At 69.8% G+C, this 22,410-nt stretch carries 20 protein-coding genes and 1 pseudogene; 12 read left to right on the top strand and 9 right to left on the bottom strand.

Going from position 1 to position 22,410, the window contains the following annotated elements; genetic code table 11:
• Positions 1 to 17: 17 nt before the first annotated feature.
• On the top strand, positions 18 to 674 hold the full coding sequence (locus ACQP17_RS31420) for an NUDIX hydrolase (RefSeq protein ID WP_433859328.1): 657 nt from the start codon (positions 18 to 20) through the stop codon (positions 672 to 674).
• A gap of 155 nt (positions 675 to 829) precedes the next feature.
• Here ACQP17_RS31420 and ACQP17_RS31415 read toward each other — a convergent pair whose 3' ends face one another.
• Positions 830 to 1,117, bottom strand: a complete 288-nt coding sequence (locus ACQP17_RS31415) for a globin domain-containing protein (protein ID WP_433860056.1) — start codon at positions 1,115 to 1,117, stop codon at positions 830 to 832.
• A gap of 71 nt (positions 1,118 to 1,188) precedes the next feature.
• Between ACQP17_RS31415 and ACQP17_RS31410 the strand changes: the two are divergent.
• Together ACQP17_RS31410 and ACQP17_RS31405 are read left to right on the top strand one after the other, a co-directional pair.
• Positions 1,189 to 1,489 (top strand): annotated as a pseudogene (locus ACQP17_RS31410) (hypothetical protein); the annotation flags it as partial.
• Between the two features lie 54 nt (positions 1,490 to 1,543).
• Positions 1,544 to 2,215, top strand: coding sequence for a DUF6445 family protein (locus ACQP17_RS31405; RefSeq protein WP_433859327.1), 672 nt, complete (start codon positions 1,544 to 1,546; stop codon positions 2,213 to 2,215).
• Positions 2,216 to 2,262: 47 nt separating this feature from the next.
• Here ACQP17_RS31405 and ACQP17_RS31400 read toward each other — a convergent pair whose 3' ends face one another.
• From ACQP17_RS31400 to ACQP17_RS31390, 3 genes are all read right to left on the bottom strand, one after another.
• Entirely contained in the window at positions 2,263 to 3,489 is a 1,227-nt protein-coding gene (locus ACQP17_RS31400; RefSeq protein WP_433859326.1) for an MFS transporter, read from the bottom strand.
• Between the two features lie 304 nt (positions 3,490 to 3,793).
• A complete protein-coding gene (locus ACQP17_RS31395; protein WP_433859325.1) occupies positions 3,794 to 4,582 on the bottom strand; it encodes an alpha/beta fold hydrolase in 789 nt (262 codons plus the stop codon).
• A gap of 209 nt (positions 4,583 to 4,791) precedes the next feature.
• The gene (locus ACQP17_RS31390; RefSeq protein WP_433859324.1) at positions 4,792 to 5,355 is read right to left on the bottom strand and encodes a TetR family transcriptional regulator; all 564 of its coding nucleotides are present in this window, start codon (positions 5,353 to 5,355) and stop codon (positions 4,792 to 4,794) included.
• Positions 5,356 to 5,449: 94 nt separating this feature from the next.
• On the opposite strand from ACQP17_RS31390, the gene ACQP17_RS31385 reads away from it, so the two are divergent.
• Both ACQP17_RS31385 and ACQP17_RS31380 read left to right on the top strand, forming a co-directional pair.
• Complete coding sequence (locus ACQP17_RS31385) at positions 5,450 to 6,724, top strand: MFS transporter (protein WP_433859323.1); 1,275 nt, start codon at positions 5,450 to 5,452, stop codon at positions 6,722 to 6,724.
• Positions 6,725 to 7,101: 377 nt separating this feature from the next.
• Positions 7,102 to 8,754 carry an APC family permease gene (locus ACQP17_RS31380; protein ID WP_433859322.1) on the top strand — a complete coding sequence of 551 codons (1,653 nt, stop codon included), beginning with the start codon at positions 7,102 to 7,104 and terminating at the stop codon, positions 8,752 to 8,754.
• A gap of 149 nt (positions 8,755 to 8,903) precedes the next feature.
• On the opposite strand, the gene ACQP17_RS31375 is transcribed toward ACQP17_RS31380, so the two are convergent.
• A complete protein-coding gene (locus tag ACQP17_RS31375; RefSeq protein ID WP_433859321.1) occupies positions 8,904 to 9,350 on the bottom strand; it encodes a hypothetical protein in 447 nt (148 codons plus the stop codon).
• Between the two features lie 294 nt (positions 9,351 to 9,644).
• On the opposite strand from ACQP17_RS31375, the gene ACQP17_RS31370 reads away from it, so the two are divergent.
• Genes ACQP17_RS31370 through ACQP17_RS31350 form a run of 5 tightly spaced genes read left to right on the top strand, consistent with a single transcriptional unit; the run spans position 9,645 to position 15,227 of the window.
• The gene (locus ACQP17_RS31370; protein WP_433859320.1) at positions 9,645 to 10,934 is read left to right on the top strand and encodes a helix-turn-helix domain-containing protein; all 1,290 of its coding nucleotides are present in this window, start codon (positions 9,645 to 9,647) and stop codon (positions 10,932 to 10,934) included.
• Between the two features lie 12 nt (positions 10,935 to 10,946).
• Entirely contained in the window at positions 10,947 to 11,702 is a 756-nt protein-coding gene (locus tag ACQP17_RS31365; RefSeq protein ID WP_433859319.1) for a toll/interleukin-1 receptor domain-containing protein, read from the top strand.
• A complete protein-coding gene (locus ACQP17_RS31360; RefSeq protein ID WP_433859318.1) occupies positions 11,699 to 13,702 on the top strand; it encodes a hypothetical protein in 2,004 nt (667 codons plus the stop codon). Before ACQP17_RS31365 ends, ACQP17_RS31360 begins: the two co-directional genes overlap by 4 nt.
• Complete coding sequence (locus tag ACQP17_RS31355; RefSeq protein WP_433859317.1) at positions 13,699 to 14,757, top strand: hypothetical protein; 1,059 nt, start codon at positions 13,699 to 13,701, stop codon at positions 14,755 to 14,757. Before ACQP17_RS31360 ends, ACQP17_RS31355 begins: the two co-directional genes overlap by 4 nt.
• A gap of 20 nt (positions 14,758 to 14,777) precedes the next feature.
• Positions 14,778 to 15,227: a hypothetical protein gene (locus ACQP17_RS31350; protein WP_433859316.1), complete on the top strand. Its 450-nt coding sequence runs from the start codon at positions 14,778 to 14,780 to the stop codon at positions 15,225 to 15,227.
• A 150-nt stretch (positions 15,228 to 15,377) separates the two neighbouring features.
• On the opposite strand, the gene ACQP17_RS31345 is transcribed toward ACQP17_RS31350, so the two are convergent.
• The 4 genes from ACQP17_RS31345 to ACQP17_RS31330 all read right to left on the bottom strand — a co-directional run bounded on the left by ACQP17_RS31345 (position 15,378) and on the right by ACQP17_RS31330 (position 20,016).
• Complete coding sequence (locus ACQP17_RS31345) at positions 15,378 to 16,514, bottom strand: aromatic ring-hydroxylating oxygenase subunit alpha (RefSeq protein WP_433859315.1); 1,137 nt, start codon at positions 16,512 to 16,514, stop codon at positions 15,378 to 15,380.
• A gap of 174 nt (positions 16,515 to 16,688) precedes the next feature.
• Positions 16,689 to 17,687 carry a linear amide C-N hydrolase gene (locus tag ACQP17_RS31340; protein ID WP_433859314.1) on the bottom strand — a complete coding sequence of 333 codons (999 nt, stop codon included), beginning with the start codon at positions 17,685 to 17,687 and terminating at the stop codon, positions 16,689 to 16,691.
• Between the two features lie 218 nt (positions 17,688 to 17,905).
• Positions 17,906 to 19,033 (bottom strand): NADH:flavin oxidoreductase, encoded by a 1,128-nt coding sequence (locus ACQP17_RS31335; RefSeq protein WP_433859313.1) that lies wholly within the window; start codon positions 19,031 to 19,033, stop codon positions 17,906 to 17,908.
• A gap of 179 nt (positions 19,034 to 19,212) precedes the next feature.
• Positions 19,213 to 20,016: a class I SAM-dependent methyltransferase gene (locus ACQP17_RS31330; protein WP_433859312.1), complete on the bottom strand. Its 804-nt coding sequence runs from the start codon at positions 20,014 to 20,016 to the stop codon at positions 19,213 to 19,215.
• Between the two features lie 668 nt (positions 20,017 to 20,684).
• Between ACQP17_RS31330 and ACQP17_RS31325 the strand changes: the two genes are divergently transcribed.
• Both ACQP17_RS31325 and ACQP17_RS31320 read left to right on the top strand, forming a co-directional pair.
• Positions 20,685 to 21,185 (top strand): hypothetical protein, encoded by a 501-nt coding sequence (locus ACQP17_RS31325; protein WP_433859311.1) that lies wholly within the window; start codon positions 20,685 to 20,687, stop codon positions 21,183 to 21,185.
• A gap of 5 nt (positions 21,186 to 21,190) precedes the next feature.
• On the top strand, positions 21,191 to 22,408 hold the full coding sequence (locus ACQP17_RS31320) for an MAB_1171c family putative transporter (protein ID WP_433859310.1): 1,218 nt from the start codon (positions 21,191 to 21,193) through the stop codon (positions 22,406 to 22,408).
• Positions 22,409 to 22,410: the final 2 nt, after the last annotated feature.

Raw genomic sequence — 22,410 nt, 5'->3', positions numbered from 1 at the left:
ACCTCGGAGAGGGCAGCATGAACATCGACTTCCTTCGGTTGCGGGACGATCCTCATGGCGAGTTCTGTCTGTACTGCCACGCCGAGGCGGTCACCTGGAGGATCGCGGACGGACGCAAGTGCTGCGCCTGCGCCGCGTGCGGCCGTGAGGCGCAGCGAGCCATCGTCGTGGACCCCTGCGTCTCCTGGTGGACCGATGCGGACGGCGAGTACTGGCATGAGAGTGCCGGTGTCTTCGTGCGCGACCGGCGAGCGAGGTTCCTCTTCTTCCAGCGGACCGCCTTTCCCTACTCACTGACCGTCCCCGCGGGCCATGTCGAACGCGGGGAGGATCCCGAGTGCGCGGCAGCGCGGGAGCTGTGGGAGGAAGTGGGAATCCGCGCCGCGAAGGGGTCTCTCCGACTGGTTACGGACGAGGAATTGCGCGGGGACGTGTGCAGGCGGGGCTCCGACGCGCATCGCTGGCACGCCTATCTGCTGGAGGTCGACGAGTCCCGGGAGGCGGGCGGGGGTGGGGAGGTGACCGTGCAGGAGGAGGGTGAGGCGCCCGTCTGGCTCACGCTCGACCAGGCACGTTCCCGCCGGACGACGTTCGCGGTGGAGCACATCATCGGGCAGTGGGCCGAGAGACTTCTCGCCGACGGTGGCCCCCGAACTTCCCGGCGATCGTGGTGAGTTGTTCGTGTCGTCGCTGACCCCGCCGGGGCCGGTGCGCCGGATGTGGGATGCCAGCTCGCCGTCCGGCGCCGGTGCCGACGGTGGGGAGGGGTCTCGCCACGCCTGGGGCAGCAGCGGGGATTCGACGGCCGCGTTCCGGCCGGCCCGGTACGCTACGGCTCGTGCGGACGGATCCGCAGCACCGCGAGATCCGGGCGGCGGCGCTCATGGGCGGTCACCGTGCCCTGCCGGCACGGGGGTTCGGCGAGTGCGGCCTCGGCGCCCTCCACCATCGACGCGACGGCGCACCGCAGCGTCCGCACCCATGCCGCCTCCACCGCCTCGATCCACCGCGGACCGGCGGTGCGCCGCAGGGCCGCGCGCGGTGCCACCTCGAACGCCTCGTAGTGCGCCGGACGCACCCCGAGCTTGCGATGGTCGTGCCCGAATTGCCGGAAGATGGCGGCCGCCTCGGCCCGGCGGTGCAGATTCTCGATCAGGTACCAGGAGGCGCGGGCGAGATGCGCGGGTCGGCACGGTGATCTACGCGATGTTCGCCGGATTCCCTTTCCGGTGGCCCAAGTTCACCGGGACATTGCTCGACGAATGGCTGGGAAAAGTCACCTTCTGGATCCTTGTATTCGGCTTCCACCTCATGTTTCCCGTGCTGTGACGACCCCTGGGGCTACGGCCGCTCCCTGGAATGGGCCACCTCCCGCCCGCCGTCGCGCCACAACTTCACCGTCAAGAAGGGAGAAAGAAAGGGTCATGACGGGGGAGGCACGGCAAATACACAGCAAATTCACAGGGAGGAATGGACAACCCTTGACTGAAGGTTGACCGCTTGAGTGGCGAGCTACGCAAAAGGCCGAACTACGTTCCCTGTCATGCCCCTAAACCCTGCCACTCTCCCTGTTCTCCCTTACCGCAAACCGACGCGTGGCCGGGATTACTGGGTGCTCGACGACGTATTGCCGGACCCGGCCGCCGTGCGGGAACGCTGTCTGGCCCGCGACGACTGGACCGAGGGCTATCCCCACAAACCCGAGAGCTGGCCGGGCCTGCGCACCATGCCGGCACTGGAGCCCGACGAACTGGCCCGCGTCGAGAGGCTGGTGCGCAAGGCGACCGGTGCGCCGAAGATCTGGGCCGAACGCCCCACGGGCGGCGGCACCGTGAACCACAACTGCGTCCAGATCGTCGGCAAGGGCGAGTGCGAGCCCCGCCCGCACACCGACTCCCGCACCCTGTGCCGCTACGCCGCCGTGCTGTACCTCAACCCGCTGGTCCCCAAGGACTTCGGCACCAGCTTCTACCGGCAGCGCCTGCCGGGCGGCGCGCTCGGCGGCAATCAGGTGGCCGCCCCGCACAACAACCTGGTCGACGCCCTCGGCACCCGCTTCGTCGCACCGGACTCCTTCGTCGAGGACCTCCGCGTCCCGCACCGCGCCAACCGGCTGCTGCTCTACTCCGCGAACCTGATCCACACGGCCACCGCCTACTGGGGCACCACCATGGAGGAGAAGCGGATGACGGCGGTCTTCTTCTGGATGGCCTGACCCGGCCCCACGGTGATTCCGAGGGGCCGGCGGGAACGGCCGGGCCCTCACGTCCGGCGCGTGGCGGGGAAGCCGTGTCCCCGGGCGGCCATGACGACGATCAGCACCGGAGCCATGAGCAGCAGAATGCTCCATGGCAAGGAGGAGGGACCGAACAGGTCGAGGAGCACCCCGCCGACGACGCCGCCGCCGGCCATCGCCACGTTCCACAGCGTGACCAGCATGACCTGCGCGGCGTCCGCCTGGTCGCCGCCCGCGTCGCCCACAGCGGTCTGCAGGAGCGTGGGGACACCTCCCCATCCCAGGCCCCACAGTGCCGCCGCGACGTAGACCAGAGCCGTGACGTGGGACAACGTGGCGAGTGTGGCCGCCGCCACGGCGACCAGGAGGGTGCAGGCGACCATCATGACCCGCAGCCGGCGGTGGACCTGCGCCCCCACGAACCAGATGCTCACCAGCGAGGCGACGCCGAAGACCAGCAGCACCAGATCGGTGGAGCGCCCCATGCCGAGTTCGGCGAGGAAGGTGGCGACATAGGCGTAGAGGATGGTGTGCGCGAGGACGAAGACCAAGGTGACGAACAGGACGGGGCTCACGCCCGGGACCGACAGCGCACGCAGGATCGGGCTGCGGCGCTCCTGCTGCCCCGGATAGTCCGGAACCGTCACGAGGATCCACACGATCACGAGGACGGCGAGGACGGACATGGCCAGGAAGGCCGCACCCCAGCCGAGCACCCGGCCGACGAAGGTCCCCGCGGGCACCCCGAGCGACAGCGCCACCGGGATGCCGGCCATGGCGATCGCCATCGCCCTGCCCTGAAGGGGCACGGCGACCATGCGGCGCGCGTATCCGGACAGCGTGGCCCAGGCCAGCCCCGCCGCCACCCCGGCGACGAACCGGGCGACAAGGGTCAGCGTGTAGTCCGGTGAGAGCGCGGTGACGGTGTTCGCCACGACGAAGACCACCATCGACGTCAGCAGCAGCCGCTTGCGTGACCATGTCGCGGTGGCCGCCGCCAGCGGGATAGCCGTGAGGAAGGTCCCGACCGCGTAGATGGTCACCGACTGCCCCATCGCGGACTCGCTGACCCCGAGCGAAGAACTCATCGCGGGCAGCACACCTGCCGGCAGGGTCTCGGTCAGGCTGGTGATGAACACCGCCGTGGCCAGCGCGAGCAGCGCCGCCAACGGGAATGCGGGTTCACCGGTCCCGGAGGTCCCGGAGCGTCTCCCGCCCTCGACGGACGCACTGGCAGGGACTTGCGTGGTCATACCCATACCTCGAATCGGTAAATGAAAGCAGGGGTGAACAAGGTGCGTGCTGGTGTGGGGGGGGGACGCGCCGTCGACGGGCGGTAGAAGCCGTCGGAATGCGCGGGGACCCAGCGGATTTCACCCCTGGCCGGTTCCACTTCGCGGGAACCAGAAGGAAAGCTACTTTCTCAAGACCCGGGCCGGTATCGGGCGTTGGATCTACGTCCGGAGACCCGAAGAAAGGGGAAGGAATGCCCTGGGAAACGGACGCTCATCAACGAGACCCTGAGCGGGACAACGACAACGTCCGTTTTACCGCCGCCTACTTGACGTGGAGGAAAGCGCGGGTGAGTTCCATGACGGGGGTGGGTGCGGCGACCCAGTCCATGTGGCCCTGGCCGGGAAGTTCGATCAGTTGGCTGCCGGCGATTCCGGCATGCAGTTGCCGGGATCCGTCGACCGGCACCATCTGGTCCTCGACCAGCCCGATCACGAGCGTCGGCGCGGTCACGTCGGCGAGCCGGGACCGGTTGTCGATCCGGGCGCACAGGTCGATCTGCCGGCCCATTCCCAGCGGCGGCCACTGGTCCTGTCGCAGATGGTCCGCCAGGCCCTGCGGGCCGGCGCTCTCCACCGCGGCCGGGCTGTAGGCGGTCAGCTGCGCGAACCGCTTGAAGAGATCGCGGTCACCGGAGAACAGCTTGGCAAGCGTCGAGAAGTAGAACTGGTCCCGCGCCCCGGTGGAGTGCACCCAGCCGCCGACGAGGACCAGTCGGCGCACGAGCTCCGGGTGCGTGGCGGCGAACGCGGTGGCCACGGCCGCACCGAGGGAGAAACCGAGCAGGTCCACCGGGCCGTCGGCGGCCTCCCGGGCGACCGTGGCGAGTTGTTCGACGATCATCTGCGTGGTCAGCCTGTCGCCCCCGTCGGTGGTGCGGCCGCTCCCGCTGAAGTTCGGCCGGATCACGGTCCGGTCGCCGCTGAAGTACGGCACGAACGGGCTGAAGAGCGAGTCGGCGCTGCCGCCCGTGCCATGGACGAGCATCAGCCCCGGTCCCTCTCCTTCGACCGCGTACTCCACCTCGGCGGAACATATGGATGCGAACGGCATGAAACTCTCCAAAACCTGATGAAGGGGACTCTTACTGAAGCATTCCTCCGTTCGAACCATGAGTCCAACACATAGATTTCATGGCATTGATCGTGAGGGGAGATGGATGAGAAGGAAAGAGGGGCATGCCGGGCCGGGAGTGGGCGCGGACCGGCTGGACCGCGGAGCGGCGTCGGGCTCGCCCCTCGCGCCTGAGCTCCCGTCGCGCCTCAGCCCCCGTCGCCCGCCTGGATCGCCCTGACCGTCCGACCGACGTCCTCCCGCAGCCGGTCGAGGTCACAGTCCTCGCCGAGCACCATCCTTCGCAGCTGGGGCATGCCGGCGCTCCAGCTGGCCAGGGCGAGAGTGAAGAACACCTGGGTACGGGCGCTGTCGCCGGGGGCGCCGCCGGCCTGTGCGGCAAGGATCTTGTCGCCGTAGTGCCGGGTGCGCTCCACTTCCCCGGGAACGGGGCCGTCACCCACCTCCAGGGCCTCCCACATCACCAGGCGCAGGGCTTCCGGATGCTTCCGGTGGTAGTCGAAGAGCTGCTCGGCGTAGTCGGGCAGGTCCTCGGAGGGCGGGACGGCCCGGGCGAGGTCGGCCATGGCCCGTTCCAGGACCACGGCGAACAGCTTGCCCTTGTCGCCGAAGTAGTCATAGATCGCACGCTTGTTGGCGCTGGCGGAAGCGGCGATGCGGTCCACGCGGGCGCCCGATACGCCGTGCGCGGCGAACTCCTCGGTCGCCGCCGCGAGGATGCGTTCCCTGGTCGCTGCGGAGTCGTATGCCATGGCCGCATCGTAACTAACCAGTTCGTTTGACACCGGGGGCGGCGCGTGCCACCGTACAAAGCGAACCATCTAGTTCGTTCGATTGGACCCGGTTATGTCCACCACTGATCCCTCCACCACTGCGGCCCCGGCGGGGGTGTCCCGCGGTCTGCTGCTGATCATGGCGCTGGCCTGCGGTGTCGCCGTGGCCAACGCCTACTTTCCGCAGGCGATCACCCCGCTGATCGCCCACGGCTTCCATATCGGCGAGGCCACCGCGACCACCCTGGCGACCATCACCCAGCTCGGCTATGCCGCCGGACTCTTCCTCCTCGTCCCGCTCGGCGACCGCCTCTCCCGCCGTCCGCTGATCACCGTGCTGCTGGGCGTGGCCGCGCTGGCCCTGCTCGCCGCCGGCCTCGCCCCGGCCACCGGCCCGCTGCTCGCCGCCGCGGTCGTCGTCGGCCTGGCCACCGTCGTCCCGCAGATCATGCTGCCGATGGCCGCCGGCATGGTCGCCCCCGAGCGGCAGGGCGCCGTCACCGGCACCCTCCAGGCCGGACTGGTCGGCGGGATCCTGCTGGCCCGCACCTTCGGCGGCGTGCTCGGCGAGCAGCTGGGGTGGCGCGCCCCCTACCTCGTCGCCGCCGCCCTGACCGCGCTGCTCGCCGTGACGCTGGGCTTCGCCCTGCCACGCAGCGTCCCGGCGGTCCGCGTCGGCTACCCCACACTGCTGGCCGACACCCTGCGACTGCTGCGCGACGAGAGCGCCCTGCGCCGCTCGATCTCCTTCCAGGTCACCCTCTTCGGCGGCTTCAGCGCGGCCTGGACCGCCGTCACCCTGCTGATCACCGGCCCGCGCTACGACATGGGCACCCAGGCCGTCGGCCTGCTCGCGCTGATCGGCGCGGCCAGCGTGTTCCTGGCCCCCGCCGCCGGGCGCTGGGTCGACCGCTACGGCGCGGACCGCGTCAACCTGTGGTGCCTCCTGCTCGGCCTCGCCTCCGGTGCCGTACTGCTGACGGGACTGATCGGCGGCGCGGTGGGGCTCGTCGGCCTCGCGATCGGGCTGCTGCTGCTCGACGTGGCGGTGCAGTGCGGCCAGGTCGCCAACCAGGCCCGCATTTTCGCCCTGCGCCCCGAGATCCGCAGCCGGCTGAACACCGGCTACATGACGTGCGGCTTCCTCGGCGCGGGCGCCGGCTCGTGGCTCGGCACCCGGGCCTACGCCCAGCTGGGCTGGGGAGGCGTGTGCGCTCTGATCGCGCTGGCCGCCCTCGTCGCCGTCGCGGCCTGGCTGCACGGCCGCCGCGCCGCCCGCGTCCCGGCCGAGGCCCCCGCCGAGCCGCACGACACGACCCCGAACGCTGCCCGGTTCGTCCGCAGGTGACCCGTCCGGTGCCCACTCCCGCAGGGGGCACCGCACCGCGTTCCGCACCTTCCCGGCCAGTTACTCCCGCCGGTTCACACCCTCCCGGTACGGACACCTCTCCCCGCACGGAAAAGCGCCCGCTCGGCCCGCCGCTGTGACGTGTCTCATGCGGTGATCTCCCGGGCCGTCGGCCGAGCGGCGAATTCGGCGCGAACAGGCCCCGGGGCCGCGGCCGTTGGCCTCGGGCGCACGGCCTGACGGGGCCGGTCCGCGCGGTGTCGCGGCAGGGCGGCGGCGTTCCCGGCAGGTGGCCGGAAATAGGGTGGTCGGCGGCAGATGGCAGCGGCCCCTCCGGCAGTGCGGGGTGCGCGATACCAGGATGGACGACACTTCCCATGGATATGAGCGCCGGCGAGCGCAAGGGGCTCAGCCTCTTCGCCCTCATCATGATCGGCATCGGTTCGATCTTCGGCTCCGGATGGCTCTTCGGGGCCGGCTCCGCCGCCCAGGTGGCGGGCCCCGCGGCGTTGGTCGCCTGGGTGATCGGTGTCGTCTTCATCGGCCTGATCGCGATGTCGTACGCCGAGGTCGGCTCGGCCTACCCGATACCCGGCGGCATGGCCCGCTACGGGCATCTCTCGCACGGCCCGGTGCTCGGCTTCCTCACCGGCTGGGCGGTGTGGATCGCCACCGCCTCGCTGGTGCCGATCGAATCGATCGCCGCCACCCAGTACATGACGTCCTGGAGCTTCGGCTGGGCGAAGGGGCTGGTCGATCCGGCCACCCACCAGCTGACCCTCTCCGGCACGGTGATGGCGCTGCTCCTGACTCTCGCGCTCTGGCTCACCTGCTTCTGGTCGGTGCAGCTGCTGGCCCGCGCCAACACCGTGCTCACCCTGGTCAAGTTCGCCATTCCGGTGCTGGCGGTGCTCGCCCTGGTCGGGTCCGGGTTCCACCCCTCGAACTTCACCGCCCACGGCGGCTTCGCCCCGTACGGCTGGCCGGCCGTGCTCACCGCCGTCACCACTTGCGGTGTGGTCTTCGCGTTCAACGGCTTCCAGGCGGTGGTCAACCTCGGCGGTGCGGCGAAGAACCCCGGCCGGGCCATCCCGATCGCCCTGGTCGGCGCGCTCGCCCTGGGCCTGGTGATCTACCTGGCGCTGCAGGCCGCCTACCTGGGGTCGGTGCCGCCCGAGCTGCTGGCGCGGTCCGGCGGCTGGCAGGGCGTGAACCTCAACTCGCCGTTCGCCGATCTGGCGGGGCTGCTGATGCTGCACTGGGTCGTCACCATGCTGCAGTTCGGCGCGTTCATCTCGCCGGCCGGCTCCAACATCGCCAATGTCGCCTCGGCCGCGTACATGGTCACCAACCTCGCCGAGACCGGTTTCTTCCCCCGCAAGCTGGCCGCCGTGCACCCCCGCTACGGCACCGCCCGCCCCGCTATGTGGCTCAACCTCGCCTTCTCCGTCGTACTGCTGCTCACCGTCGGCCGCAGCTGGCAGGCGCTGGCCGGTGTGGTGTCGGCGGCCATGGTCATCTCGTACCTGATCGGCCCGATCGCCGTGGGAGTGCTGCGGCGGACCCGCCCGGCACTGCCCCGCCCCTTCCGCCTGCCGGCCGCCGGGGTGCTGTGCCCGGTCACCTTCGCCTTCGCCGCCTGCGCCCTGTACTGGTCGAAGTGGCCGGAGACCGGAAAGATCACCGTGCTGACCCTGGTGGCCGTACCGATCGCGGCGCTGGTGCTGTGGCGCCGGGGCGAGCGGCGACTGCTCCGGCAGTTCGCCCCCGCCTGGTGGATGGTCGCCTTCCTGCTCTGGACGGCCCTGGTCTCCGCGCTGGGCGGCGAGGAGTTCGGCGGCCGCGGCCTGCTCCCCGGCGTACTGGGCACCGCCCTGATCGCGGTCACCGCCCCGGCCTTCTACTTCTGGGCCGTACGTTCCGGAGTCCGCGCCCACGAACGCGGCCTCACCGGCGACCCGTCCCTGGACGGGACCGAGGCGACACCGGCCGCTTCGACGGACGACGACCGCCGGATGGCTACGGTCTGAGCGGTTGAGCCGGGGGCGGATGGGACGGCGGCGGGCTTGGCTGGGCGGTCAGGAAAGAGCCCGATTAGCTGGTCACGGCTCTTCGCGGTCCGGGAGAACCGCTGGATCGCTCCCCCATCCCTGCCCAGGCAAGCCGCGCCCGGTAGCGCTCATGCGCGCGTGTCCCCGGCGTCGGAGCCCCTCACCGCGCCCAGGGCCCGCAGGGCGTCATCGTAGGGGCGACGGCCGAACCGGAACGGACCGAATGCCCCATAGTCACGGGTCTTGCGGTGCGGTTGCTCGAAAGCGTCCCAGGTCACGCATTCTGCCGTCGCGGTGATACGAGCCATGAGCGACCAGCACCCCCACTCGCCGCACGCACAACCGAGAACGGCTGTCCTCGGCCCCGTCGCGTGAGTGGACCGTCCGGGGAAGTGGTCCTGCATCGGACCGGACCGGTGGAACGCCGGGATCAGACCACCGTAGGCGTCGCCTGCGGGCTGCATCCCGGCGCCGATCTCGAACTCGTCGATCAGCTCGGCGAGTTGTGCGCCGGCGATGCGGGGGACGATCACGAGCACGCCATCATCGCCACGCTGCAGGCAACTGATTGTCATTGCCGTTGTCCTCCCCTCCTGTCAATAACTTGAGCTGCCGATGCCGCTGCTGCGCGGTCGCTCACCCGCGCATCTCGTCGTGCTTGCCGGGGATTTCCTTGCCGTGCCGTCGGCCCGCAGAACGGCGCGGGCGGGCTTCACCACTGCACAACTCGCCGCTCCGGGGAATACCGCGTCTCCTCCACGGAGAAGGAAACGGGAAACAGCACCATTCGCCTTGTCCGTCCGGCCGGGTTGCCACATTCTTTCCTGCGGCAACCCCGTTCGCCTGGATGGATGGTCATGGAGGTTCCCGTGCCGCAGCCGTCCACCGCGTTCGGCGAGGAACTGAGGAGGCGTCGTTTGAACGCCGGACTCAGCCTCACCGCTCTGTCTGCCGCCGTGCACTACAGCAAAGCGCAGCTGAGCAAAGTCGAACGAGGCATCAAGGCGCCCAGCCGTGATCTCGCCCGGCTGTGCGACGCCGCCCTCCGGGCCGGCGGAGCACTGATCGCCCTGGTCGCCGCATCCGCTTCCGGCACAGCGGATGAGCCGGCACCAGGCGGAATCGACGAGGAGGAGTGGACGATGCAGCTGTCACCGGACGGCTCGGGCTGGTTCCGGCCCATGGGCCGACGCCAGGTCGTGGGCGCCGGCGCCGCCTCGTTAATGAGGTGGCAGACCGGCGGTGCGGGCTCGGTCTCACCGTCGACGGGCGCCGGAATGCTGGAAGCGTCCCGCGCTCTGTTCACGCACTATCGGCGGCTCGGCCAGACCGTCGAACCCGGCTTTCTCCTCCCCGGCCTGATCGCGCAGACCCACACACTGCGGGAGCTTTCGACGCACGCCGACTCCCGCACCCGCCGGGAGCTGCTCGCACTCGGATCCAGGTACGCCGAATACGTCGGGTGGCTGGTGCAGGAGACCGGAGACGAACAGGCGGCGCTGTGGTGGACACAGCGCGCGGTGGACCTTGCCGCCGCCGGCGGTGACCGGGCCCTGGCCGGATATGCGCTGGTCCGGCGGGCCTTGATCACGCTGTACCAGGACGACGCCGAACAGACGGTCGCCCTGGCGCAGCGGGCGCAGAGCGACACGCTCCCGTCCCGCATCCGCGGACTCGCCGCGCAACGCGAGGCACAGGGCCATGCGCTCGCGGGCGACCGCGATTCCTGTCAGCGTGCCCTGGACCGGGCCCGGGTGCTGCTCGCCAGACAGGTTGACGACGCCGACGCACCGGTGATCGGCCCCATGCACCTGCCCGACTCGGTCGGCATGGTCACCGGCTGGTGTCTGTTCGACCTGGGCCGCCCGCGGGAGGCAGCGGAGGAGCTGAACCGGCAGCTCGCGTGGGTCTCCCCCAACGCGGTGCGGACGCAGGTGCGTTACGGCGTACGACGGGCGCTCGCTTACGCGGCGGACGGCGAGATCGACCATGCCTGCACCCTGACCGAGCCCCTTCTCGACGGAGTGGCGGCCGTGCGTTCCGCGACCGTGACGATCGATCTCCGGCGGCTCACCCGCGTCCTGGCCCGTCATTCGGACCACGCTTCGGTGCGCCAACTCTCCCCGCGACTGGGGACGTTATCCCGATTCACCCATTGAAGAAGGAATCCCATGGCTGATGTGTTCATCAACTACCGGACGGGCGACGGCAATGAGACCGCCGCTCTGATCGACAACGAGCTCTCCAATCGCTTCGGCAAGGACCGCGCCTTCCGCGCCTCGAAGTCCATCTCCCCCGGCACCGCTTACCCCGACGCACTGCTGACGAGCTTGCGCCGCAGCGCGCTGCTGCTGGCAGTGATCGGTGAGGACTGGATCAACTTCCGTTCCAAGCTGTGCAATCCGGAGGACTGGGTACGGAAAGAGATCCTGGAGGCGTTCGCCTGCGGACTGCCGGTGGTCCCCGTCCTGGCGGGCAGGACGACCGAGCGCCTGAAGAAGGGCGATCTGCCGGACGAGCTGGCGCGGCTGGCCGAGCTGCAGTCCGTACGGCTGGACACGCAAAACGCCGAAGCCGATCTGAAACGCCTCGGTGATCTGGTCGCCGACATGGTTCCCGAGCTGCATGACCTCGAGCACGCCGAGGCGCCGGCACCCGACCCCGGTTCGGTGTCCAACTCCGTCGGCGACGTCCACGGAACGGCCGTACAGAGCCGGGACTTCACCGGAGACGTCGGTGGCACCGTCATCAAGGGATCGACCGGCCCCGTGCATTCCGGCAACGGCAACATCTATCAGAACTCCCGCCATGTGTCGGGCGGCCGGCACTATTCGGGCGACGGCATGACGAACATCGAAGGCAACCATCGTGGTGACATCCGGCACCGGTTCGGCGGGCCGGAGCGGCGCGGGGACGACGAACGGTGAACGACACCTTCACACGGGTCAGCAGTCCCGGCGGCTCGGTGCATGCCGGCCAAGGCCACATCTACAACTTCCACAGCTGCACCACCAGCTCCTCCGCGCAGCAGCCGGCCGGGCGAAGTCCCCGTCGCATCGCAGATGACCAGCTCCGGCTGCTCAGGCAGCGCTTCGTCGACCCCACGGGTATGGGCGAGGCACGCCGCCTCCTGGTAGAGCACAGCACCGTGATTCTGGACGGCCCACCGGGCAGCGGCAGGTCCGCCGCCGCCCGTGTCCTCCTCTATGAACTGCACCAGAGCACCGGCATCTTTCGCGAACTGCTGCCCGGCGACAAGGAGGAAGTCGCTCTCACGGACGCCGGACTGGTGGGCCCCGGGGATCGCCTGCTGCTGGACCTCGGCGAGGCCGACATGGCGGGATGGTGGAAGTACCGCAGGGATCTGTCGGCGCTCCGCAAGGCCGCACAGGAGCAGCACGCCCACCTGGTGGTCGTCATGCCGCCGGACGGCACGCTGGAATCCGACCTCCAGCCCTACCGTGCCGAGATCTCGTGCCCTCCGGCTCAGGAAGTGCTCCGGCGGCACCTACGATTCCACCAGATACCGCACGAGGAATACCTGCAATCCGCACCCGCCTCAGCCGAGTTCCTCGACGCGCCGCGTTCGATGGAGGAGATCGCGGACTTTGCCGACCGCGTGCGGCGGGCCCGTGGCGCGCATCGAACACCCGACGATTTCGCCGGCTGGTGCGAACAGGCTCGCGACGCACGAAAGACGTGGAAACACGAGGTCGCCGGTCTCGTCGCCGAACGGTGTACGGCACCGCAGCGGGCACTGCTGTGCACCACGGCCATGCTGCACGGCGCGCACGCGGACGTCATCCACCGCGCCTCAGCCCTTCTGCTCCGCACCCTCAAGACTCCTCGTGACACCGTTCACCTGCTGGAGGGCAAGGACCTGGCCGAGCGACTGACGGAGATCTCGGCATCAGCCGGACCGGATGGCCACGTACGCTTCGACAGGCTGGGCTTCGACGCCGCCGTGCGCGTCCACTTCTGGGACCACATGCCCGACCTCAGGCCCCTCCTCAGCGCCTGGGCGGACCGGACCGCTGAGCTGGTCGATCGGCACCTCACCGAGGACCTCCGCAGAGAGCTGGTGAGACGGCTCGCCGACCAGTATCTGCGGACCGGGAAGTGGAGAGAGCTGGCGGCACTGGCGGACAAGTGGGGCACCGGCCCTGCGCATCCGGTACGTCCGGACGCAGCCATCCACGCACTCAGCTGCGGCCTGGAGAGCAAGCAGTACGGAGCGAACTTCCGGGAACTGGTCTACACGTGGTGCAGGGACAAGCAACTCGCGGGAGACCTTGCCTACGTCCTGCTCCGCGTCTGCACCGAGGTGATGGCACCCACCCATCCCGACCAGGCAATGGTCCGGCTTCGCCACCTCGCCCGCCGTGAGCACGGTGGTGCCACGCCCGCGCTGGACGCGCTGTGCGATCTGGTGGCGACGAGCAGCCGACTGCGGCGCCGCATGCTGGACCGACTCACCCGGCATTCGTCCGCCCCCGCCACCGATGCCCGTCTCTTTCTGCGGATCTGCGACCCGGTGCCACTCACGGACCCGGGCGGCTCGCCCCGCGCGCTGCTGGACGAGAGCTACGTGCAGGGCTGTGTGACCACCGGCTGGCGGGCGGTGCTCGTCCATCTGCCGCGGGCGCACTGGCATCCGTACGCGAAGCGCTGGCTGCACACCGCTTCCGACGCCGGCGACCATCGTGACCTGCTGCTCGACCTCCTGGTCGACGCCGCCGACCGCGACGGCACCTCTCTCGCGACGCTGTACGCCGTGGCCCGCGCCGCGGAACCCACCACCTCGAGTGGTTCGGCGCACGGCGTCACCACCACCGACCGACTGCTCCAGAAGATCTCCGCGGCGCAGGGCCTCCGCCCGACGGCCGCCTCGTCTCGACCGGCTCCACCCAGGGGGACCACACCATGACCACCGGCTGCAAGACGACGACTGTCTTCCTCACCGTCCTGTGCGCACTGCTGATGACGATCCTCGGCCTGACGCAACAGTGGCCCACATGGGCCTGGGCCGCCCTCGTCGTTCTCCTCTTCGGAGTGCCCACGGCAGCCTTCAGAATCGCCGCCTCGCGGCGCGGCTCCGTACCGGTCGACTTCGAGGAGCAACGCACCGCGGTGCCGATCGAACGCAGCGAACACCGCGTCACTTCCGTTGCGCTTCCCAGCCAATGGGCCGACTATGACTTCCTGTTCTCCGCCACCGTACGGTGGTTCCTGCTCGAAGCGGACGGGAACGGCACCGTCGTCAGCCCGGTGGGTCTCGCCATCGAGACGGTACTGGACTGCGCCCGTGCCATCACCGAACTGCGGGAGCCCGGCCGGGCCTCACTCGTCCAGCACGAGCTGAGCGGTGCGCTCAGCAGGATGCGCCCGGACCGCGCCGGACACCTCCAGGTCATGGCGGAGGACATCACGCTCACCTTGCACGAGCACGACCAGGAGCGGTTGGACAAGCTCTCCGAGGTGCGCAAGGACAAGGCGGTCTGGGAACACCAGCGGAAGTACGAGCAGAGCAAGCGTGAGTACCTCGGCGATGACGTGCTCAAGGACACCGGCAGCGCGGTGGTCTGGTGGCTCGCGAAGAACGACGAGCAGGTGGAGAAAGCCGTGGCGGACCTCGGTCTGCTCGCCCAGCTCACCTCCGCGGCCAACGACACCGACGTGCCCGACCGGCTGCGGGACCTCCTGCCCCAGCCGCGCAGCGAGCGGCCCGACCTGCACGCCGTGGACGCGCCGACCGCTTCGTTCGAACGAGAGCCGACCGCCGCCGACCACTTCGAAGGCTTCCTCGCCGGTATGGGCTTCGCGGACGGCGATGTCCGGCGGGTGATGTTGGCCAAGCAGATCGCCGACATCATCAAAACGCAGGACCGGAACGAGACGGCCGAGGAACTGCTGCGCAGGTTCGACCCGCCGGCGAGTTACACACCGGTCGACGACCCGACCGACGAGACGCCCGGACTCTGACCCTTCGGAGGAGACACACGATGGACAGCGAGCTGGCCGCTCTCGCCACATCTGGAGCGGCAACCTTGATCTCACTCATGGTCACCGATTCGTGGACGCACGCCCGCGAACTGGTCGGACGGTTTCTCTCCCGTCCCCAGGCGGACGGTGCCACACTCGCCGACCTGGACTCCGTCCGGGCCCGCCTGCTCGCCGCCCGGGCTGCCGCCGGCACACACACCACCGACGACCTCACCGACCAGTGGCACACCTATCTGCAAGGAGTTCTGCAGTCCGGCTCCGTCACCGCAGACACCCTGCGCGACTTGCTCGCCTCCCTGCAGCAGCTCGCACACGCTCCGGAAAGGCGACGGCTCACCGTGCACAACGACATCAGCGGCGGGGTCCAGCACGGCCCCGTCATCCAATCCGGCCGGATCACGGGACTCACCCTGCACGTCCATCCATCCGTCGACGCCGCGCAGGACTGAGACCGTGCTGCGCACGACGCCAAGTCGCTGATGCAGTTCAGTGGAGCTGCCCCGGTTCGTAGTCACCGGCCGGATGCCGGGTGAGGACGTCGTGCCGGTCACCGTGTTCATGGAGCAGGTCAGGGACGAGGAGCGCCCCGCGTCCGGTCCTCACCCGTTACGGCGAGCTGCGTCGGCCTCCTGTGCACGCGCCTGGAAGTCGTCGCGCAGCCTTTTGTAGTGGAGGTCGAACTTGTAGACCTCTGCGTCCTTCTCCGGGTAGACGCCGTGTGTGAACGCTCGTGACATCACGCCCTTTTGGGCGCGCTCGCACACCGCGTTGTCCTGCTCCGCGACCCGTTCGTTGAATTCGACGACCGCGCTGGGGTCGAAGTCGGCGCGGGAGACGCTGTCAGGGTGGAAGAGGTAGTCGGTGACGAGTCGGCAGCTGGTCGGGCCGGTGGGCTGTACCAGGGTGGCGATTGCCTCGCATCCGCTGATGTCGAGGAACATTGCGGGGAAGAGCAGGGATCCGAAGTAGGAACTTGCCTCCTCCCCGGCCATTCCCGGTATGAGGAGGTGGCGCGATTCGCGGTCGTCGGCGACGCTCATGCGTCCTTCGGCCAGCGACACTCCCCCGTCGGACCTGCCGTCCTCGAAGACCACGCCCGACCGGAACGCCGGCACGATGTCGACGAGTTCGGGGTGCACCGTCGGACAGTGGAGGCATTCGTTGTAGTTGGCGACGATGATTTTCCAGTTGGCCTGTACCTCGTGGACGGAGCGGAAGCCGCGCCGCAGTCCGCTGAGGTCGAATCGTTCGAGGTCCAGGACCCCTTCGCTGTCCGCCAGGGCGTCGCGCAGGGCGGGCGGGTCGTCGCGCTGGAGATTGACGAAGACGAAGCCCTGCCATTCGTCGACGGCGACGGTCCAGAGTCCGTGTGCCTCGCGGGAGACTTCCTCGCGGCCGACGTGCGGAGTTCCGCGGAGTGTGCCGTCAAGCGTGTAGGTCCAGGCGTGATACGGGCACCTGAAGGCGGATTTCACCTGGCCGGAATCCTCGTCGCACAGCCGCGAGCCACGGTGCCGGCACACGTTGTAGAAGGCGCGCAGTGAGTTTTCCTGGTTGCGGGTGACCAGAATGCTCTCGCCCGCGACGTCGGCGGTGATCCATTGGCCCGCGTCCCGTACGTCCTCGGTACGTCCGACGCATATCCACGACCGGAAAAATATCGCCTCCCGGTCGAGCGAGTAGACCGCGGGGTCGTGATAGTCGGGACCAGGCAAAGTTGCCGGCAACGCATTCACTTGGACTCTCCACTCCCGGCGACCCGTGCACGACAAGGCGCCTCGCACCCTTGAGACCCTGACTAACTAGTCAGTCAGGAAACTACCGAGGTGGCCCCTTTGTCAAGGGGTGGAGCCCCAGGCGCAGGCTCCGGCAGCGCCCGGGGGCTCGGGTCAGCGGCTGCCGGGGGCGGGTCAGAAGGGTGCGGGGACCTGGGCGAACTGCCCGGAGACGTCGCCGGCCAGATCGAGCGAGTCGGGATTCAGGGCCATGACCGGGGCGCCGGGTGACAGGTCGAAGCGGTCCAGCTCGGCCCACAGCAGATTCGGGCTGGTGGCCAGTTCGAAGTAGTACCGCTTGTCGGTGAGGTCGCAGACGGTGCGGTATTCGGTGTTGTAGACCTCGAACCTGCCCGAGCGATAGGGAGCGCCGAAGGGCACGGAGGCATTCCGGGTGACGGCCAGGATTCCGGCGACGGCCTGCCGCTCGTTCGCCGGCTTCGGCAAGAGCGCGCTGAAGTAGGCGGCACGCTGGAAGCGGTCGACCGCATTGACGTTTCCCGGCAGCGGAACCTCGCTGCTGGGCTCGTCATGGCCCAGGTTCCGCACCTTTTGCACCTGCTGCTCCAGCAGGCGGAGTTGCTCGTCGAAGGCGGGTTCGTTCGTCATGACCGTGTACTTGCGGTGGTGGTGCACCCGCCGTTCACCGTTGACGTATTCGATGATCGCCGAATCGCCGGACGCGTCCTCCAGCGCCACGTGCACGGTGGCCTGGAATCCCCGCATCTCGACCATCACCAGCTGGAAGGTGTCGAGGAGACTCAGGGCTTCCTCGACGGTCTCGGCGGTGTCCAGCAGATACTGGATCCACAGGGCGAGCTGCAGCTGCGGTTTGTTCGGGTCACCGGGGCCGAGGTCGGTCTCGTCCAGATAGAGCATGTGCGCCCCGAGGCCGCGCTCGTTCAGTCCGTCCACCGTGCCGCCGCCGTAGAGGGTCGTCACGAGACTACCGAACCGGCTCGTCCACTTGAGGGGATTGTCGCCGGCCACGGTATGGCCGGCGAGCTTTCCGCCGTCGCGCTTCAGACCTTGCGGGAAAACCGTGAGAACGGGCTCGGTCGATTCGGGCCAGTCCATCGTCCGGCCGACCAGAACCGCGAGGTCGTTGGTGTTCCAGAGAATCCGCGTACACATGAGGAAATGCCCATCCGCAGGAACGAAACGGTCATGTCGCCCATAGTTCTACCTCACGTCTGCGCGCTCACCGGGTGAGGTGAGGTGCGGCGTCAGGGTGCTTCGGGGGATGCCGGCCGGGGACTGCCGCGGCCGGTCCGCCCGGCCGGGCGCGGGCAGCGTGCGCGCCCGCGCCCGGAGGGTCCCGCGCCGGTGAACGGCCGGCCGAGACGCACTGCCTAGTGCAGCGTCTTCAGCGCCGCCGCGTCGTACGGCGTCAGCTCCGCGAACCGGTCACCGAGGACCTTGGCCGCCCACTCGGGGTCCTGGAGCAGGGCGCGGCCGACGGCGACCATGTCGAACTCGTCGCGCTCCATACGGTCGAGAAGGTTGTCGATGCCCCGGACCGGGGCGCCCTCGCCCACGAAGCCGCGAAGGAAGTCACCGTCGAGGCCGACCGAGCCGACGGTGATCGTGGGCCGGCCGGTGAGCTTCTTGGTCCAGCCCGCCAGGTTCAGGTCCGAGCCCTCGAACTCCGGGAGCCAGTAGCGGCGGGTGGAGGCGTGGAAGGCGTCGACACCGGCCGCTGCCAGCGGGGCGAGGATCGCGTCCAGTTCCTCCGGGGTCTCGGCGAGCCTGGCGTCGTAGGCCTCCTGCTTCCACTGCGAGTAGCGGAAGATCACCGGGAAGTCGGACGGGACGGCCTCGCGGACCGCGGCCACGATCTCGGCGGCGAAGGTCACCCGGGCCACGGCATCGCCGCCGTAGGCGTCGGTGCGGCGGTTCGTCCCCGCCCAGAGGAACTGATCGAGGAGGTAGCCGTGGGCGCCGTGCAGCTCGACGCCGTCGAAGCCGATGCGCACGGCGGCCGCGGCGGCCTCGGCGAAGGCGCCGATGACCTCGTCCAGGTCGCGCCGGGTCATGGCCCTGCCGGTGCCCTCGGTGCCGTCGACGCGGATGCCGGAGGGGCCGACGGCGGGGGCGTCGGCGAAGGGCGGCTCGCCCTGCTTGCGCACCATGCCGATGTGCCAGAGCTGCGGCACGATCGTGCCGCCCGCCTCGTGCACGGCCTCGGCGACCTTCGCCCAGCCCGCCAGCTGCTCCTCGCCGTGGAAGCGCGGCACCCGATCGCTCTGGCCGGCCGAGTCGTGGCCGACGTAGGTCCCCTCGGTGACGATCAGGCCCACCCCGGCGGCGGCACGGCGTGCGTAGTACGACCGCACGTCCTCGCCGGGGACGCCGCCCGGGGAGAACATGCGCGTCATCGGCGCCATCGCGATGCGGTTCGGGACGGTCAGGCCGTTCAGCTCGACGGGCCGGGAGAGGATCTCGGCCGCGCGGGAGGCGGCGGACGCGGTGACGGTCACGGGGGTGCTCCTCGGAGGTACCAGACGGTATGTGTACACGCACTGAATGCGTGATGGCGTCAACGCTCCTCGGCGCCGACGGCATTCCGTCCCTCCGCACTACCGGGCTGTGATCCAGGACACCCCTGGGGAGGCCGGGGGCGGCCGGTGCCGCTGTCGAGCCCGGAGCCGCCCCCGGGCTACGGGCGGCGCCCCCACGCGGAGATCATCGGCGCGGTGGCCAGGTCGAGCCGGCCGGTGGCGACGTTCGCCAGGTGACGGTCGATCTCCTCGTCGGTGGCGATCCCTTGCCCGGTCAGATGGTGGCGGATCTGCCGCACCGTCGCGTCCTCCAGCACGGCACAGGCCGGCGAGGTGATCGGGAAGTACGCGTCGGCCTGCACCTCCTCCAGGCCGGCTTCGCGCAGCGCCCTGGGCAGGGTCCGCCCGTACGCGAGGTCCGCGCCGCGCCCCGCCATCAGGGTCCGGAAGCCGGACCGCAGCCGGTTGGCGAGCCGCTGCTCGGGGCCCGACTCGTCCGGGCACAGCAGCGGCTGCAGCATGGGGTCGGCGTCCTCCAGGAGCAGCAGGCCGCCGGGCCGCAGTGCCTGCACCATCCGGCGCAGGGCCTCGGCCCGGTCCGCGACATGCACCAGGACCAGCCGGGCGTGCACGAGGTCGAATCCACCGGGCGGCGGCGGATCGGCCGCCACGTCGTGGGACAGCACCTCGATCGCGCCGCCGGCGATGTCCCGGGTCCAGGACACATCGAGGTCGGTGGCGAGGACCGTGCCCGTCGGGGCCACCCGTTCGGCCAGCCCGAGGGGCACGGAGGGACCGCCGGCGCCGACCTCCCAGCACCGCATGCCGGCACCGATGCCGAGGCGGTCGACGTGCCGGAACGTCACCGGGTCGAACAGCTCGGCGAGGGCGCCGAAGCGGATGCCCGCCTCCGACTGCCGGTTGTCCAGCAGATAGCCGCGGTCGGTCTCGTTCTCAGCCATCCGCCGATTCTGGCAGACGGGCGCGGGGCGGGCAGTGCGGATCCCCACGGGGGCGCCCTCGTCTCGGGGGTCGTCCTACGGCGTCCTTCGGTGGCCGAGCCCTGATGGGCGCCTGCCCGGCGTGCGGCTGCCCGTCGTGTTCCCGGCCTGAGCCGCCCTCCGGTGCGGGACGGCCCCGCTGCCTCCGCGCGGCCGATACCGACCTCGATACCGACCTCAATTCGGCGCGCAGGAGCGCCCCTTGAGGTCCCTCCCCATACCGAGGACGATGGCCCCCGTCACACTTCGTTGCACCACGGTGCGCCGATGGGGCACCGTATGGCACCAGGAAGGTGGGGAGCGATGTCCGGCCAACTCGAGGCGTCCGACCGCCCGATGTGGCGGCACAGTCCGGATCGGGACGTGCATGCCGCGGCGCAGGCGCGCGACGCGGTGCGCGGTGCGCCACCGACGGCCGATGAGGAACAGCACGCTTCCGGTTCCCGACCCCCCGCCACCACCGAGTGACACCGATGCCGCATCCTTGGCTGCGCCCGAGCACGGGCCGGCCGGGCGACGCAGGGCAGCCGCGCCCCGCAACCGTTCCGCACCCGGCCCGAGGCGGGGCGATGCGCCACGCACACGACGTCGGTTTCCACCGGTGTCCGACCGACCAGCAAGGTGACACCATGACCACACGGCAGGTCCGCAAACGGTGCCAGACGCTCGTCAGCGAACTCGCTCTCCCCAGCCCCTTTTCCGTCGACGCCCTGGTCCACGAGGTGTCTTTGCGGCGGGGACGGCCGATCCGGATCCACACCTTGCCCATCGGCTCCGCCCTCAACGCCTGCGGGCTGTGGATCGCCACCGACACCGTCGACCACATCTATGTCGAGGAGAAGACCACCAAGTTCCATCAGGAACACATCGTGCTCCACGAGATCGGGCACATCCTGTGGGATCACGGCATCTCCGACGAAGAGACCCACAGCGCGCTCACCACGCTGCTGCCGAGCATCAGCCCCCATATGATCAGCCGGCTGCTGGCCCGCAACAACTACACCACCGAGCAGGAGCAGGAAGCCGAGCTCGTCGCCAGTCTCATCCACTCCGCCGCCGGGATGCTTCCTCCCTCGTCGTCCACCGGGGTGCGCGGCGCACTCGAAATCGCGCTCGGAATCCGCAGGTAGAAGCCATGAGCATACGTTCGCTGAATGAACTGGGCAGCCGTGCCGAACTCCTGGGCGCGCTGGCGCTGTGGGTGGTGATCCTCCTGCGGCTGCCGTCGGCCCGCCGGTCGCGCCAGCAGAAGATGCTGCTGATCGCCGTCGTCGGGATCGCCGGGTCGATCACCGTGTATCTCGACCCCGTCACCGCGGCACTGAATCAGACGTTCACCTTCGCCCAGAGCTGCGGCCTGTTCATGAACACCTGGGGCGTCCTCAGCTCGGCCCTCATCCTCGATTTCGTCCTCGCCGCCATGTCCCGGCGCCGCCCCTGGCTCGTCTACGGCCCGATGGTCGTCACGATCGCGGCTCTGATCGTGCTCAACTACACGATCGCGCCGCACGCCGGCTGTGTCACCTCGGAAGTCGTCCCCTGGTACAGCCCGTTCTGGTGGCTGCTGGTCGCGGCACATCTGATCGGCACCGTCCCGTGCGCCGTGCTGTGTGTGCGCTACGGCCGCCGGGCCCACGACGACCGTCCGCTGCGCACCGGACTCCTCCTGCTCGCGGCCGGCTTCACCTCTTCCTCGCTCTTCTGGTGCGTCGTCCTGGCCTTCCTGCTGGCCCGCCCCACCTGGCTGGGCGCGCTGTTCCCGCTCAACATCGCCGTCACGGCCTGGCTGATGACCGCCGGGGTGTGTCTGCCGCTCGCGCTCGCCGCCCGCCACACGGCCCGCGACATGCTCGCGCTGTGGCGCTTGCACCCCCTGTGGCGCGACCTCACCGAAGCCGTTCCCCATGTCACCCTGGACAAGCCGCTCGGCCGGTTCCGCGCGGTGCTCGGCGGCCCGCGCGCGATCCACCTCCGGCTCTACCGCCAGGTCATCGAGATCCGCGATGTCCTGCTCGTCCTCCAGGACTATGTGACTCCCGAGGCGACCGAAGCCGCCCGTCGTCACATCGCGGCCCGGAACCTGCCCGGCGAACAGAGCGAGCCGGCGATCACCGCGTGCTGGTTGCGCGTCGCGCTCCGGGCCGAGAAGACCACGGCCACCCCACAGCCGAACCAGCTGGCCCCCGGGAGCCCCACCCACGACGGCCTCCGCAGCGAGACCGAGTTCCTGCTCGCCGTCCGCAGGGCCCGCACGCTCCCCGCCGTGCGCGCCTTCACCCACCTGCCGGAAGCCACCCGCCCTGCCACCCCGGACCGGGACGACCACCACACCCCGGCACCCCACACGAGATAGGC

The organism is Streptomyces kronopolitis (assembly GCF_050953795.1).
In the GTDB taxonomy this organism is placed as follows: Bacteria; Actinomycetota; Actinomycetes; order Streptomycetales; family Streptomycetaceae; genus Streptomyces; species Streptomyces kronopolitis_A.
Note: the sequence above shows the minus strand (reverse complement) of the source record. Positions and strands in the feature narration are given on the sequence as shown.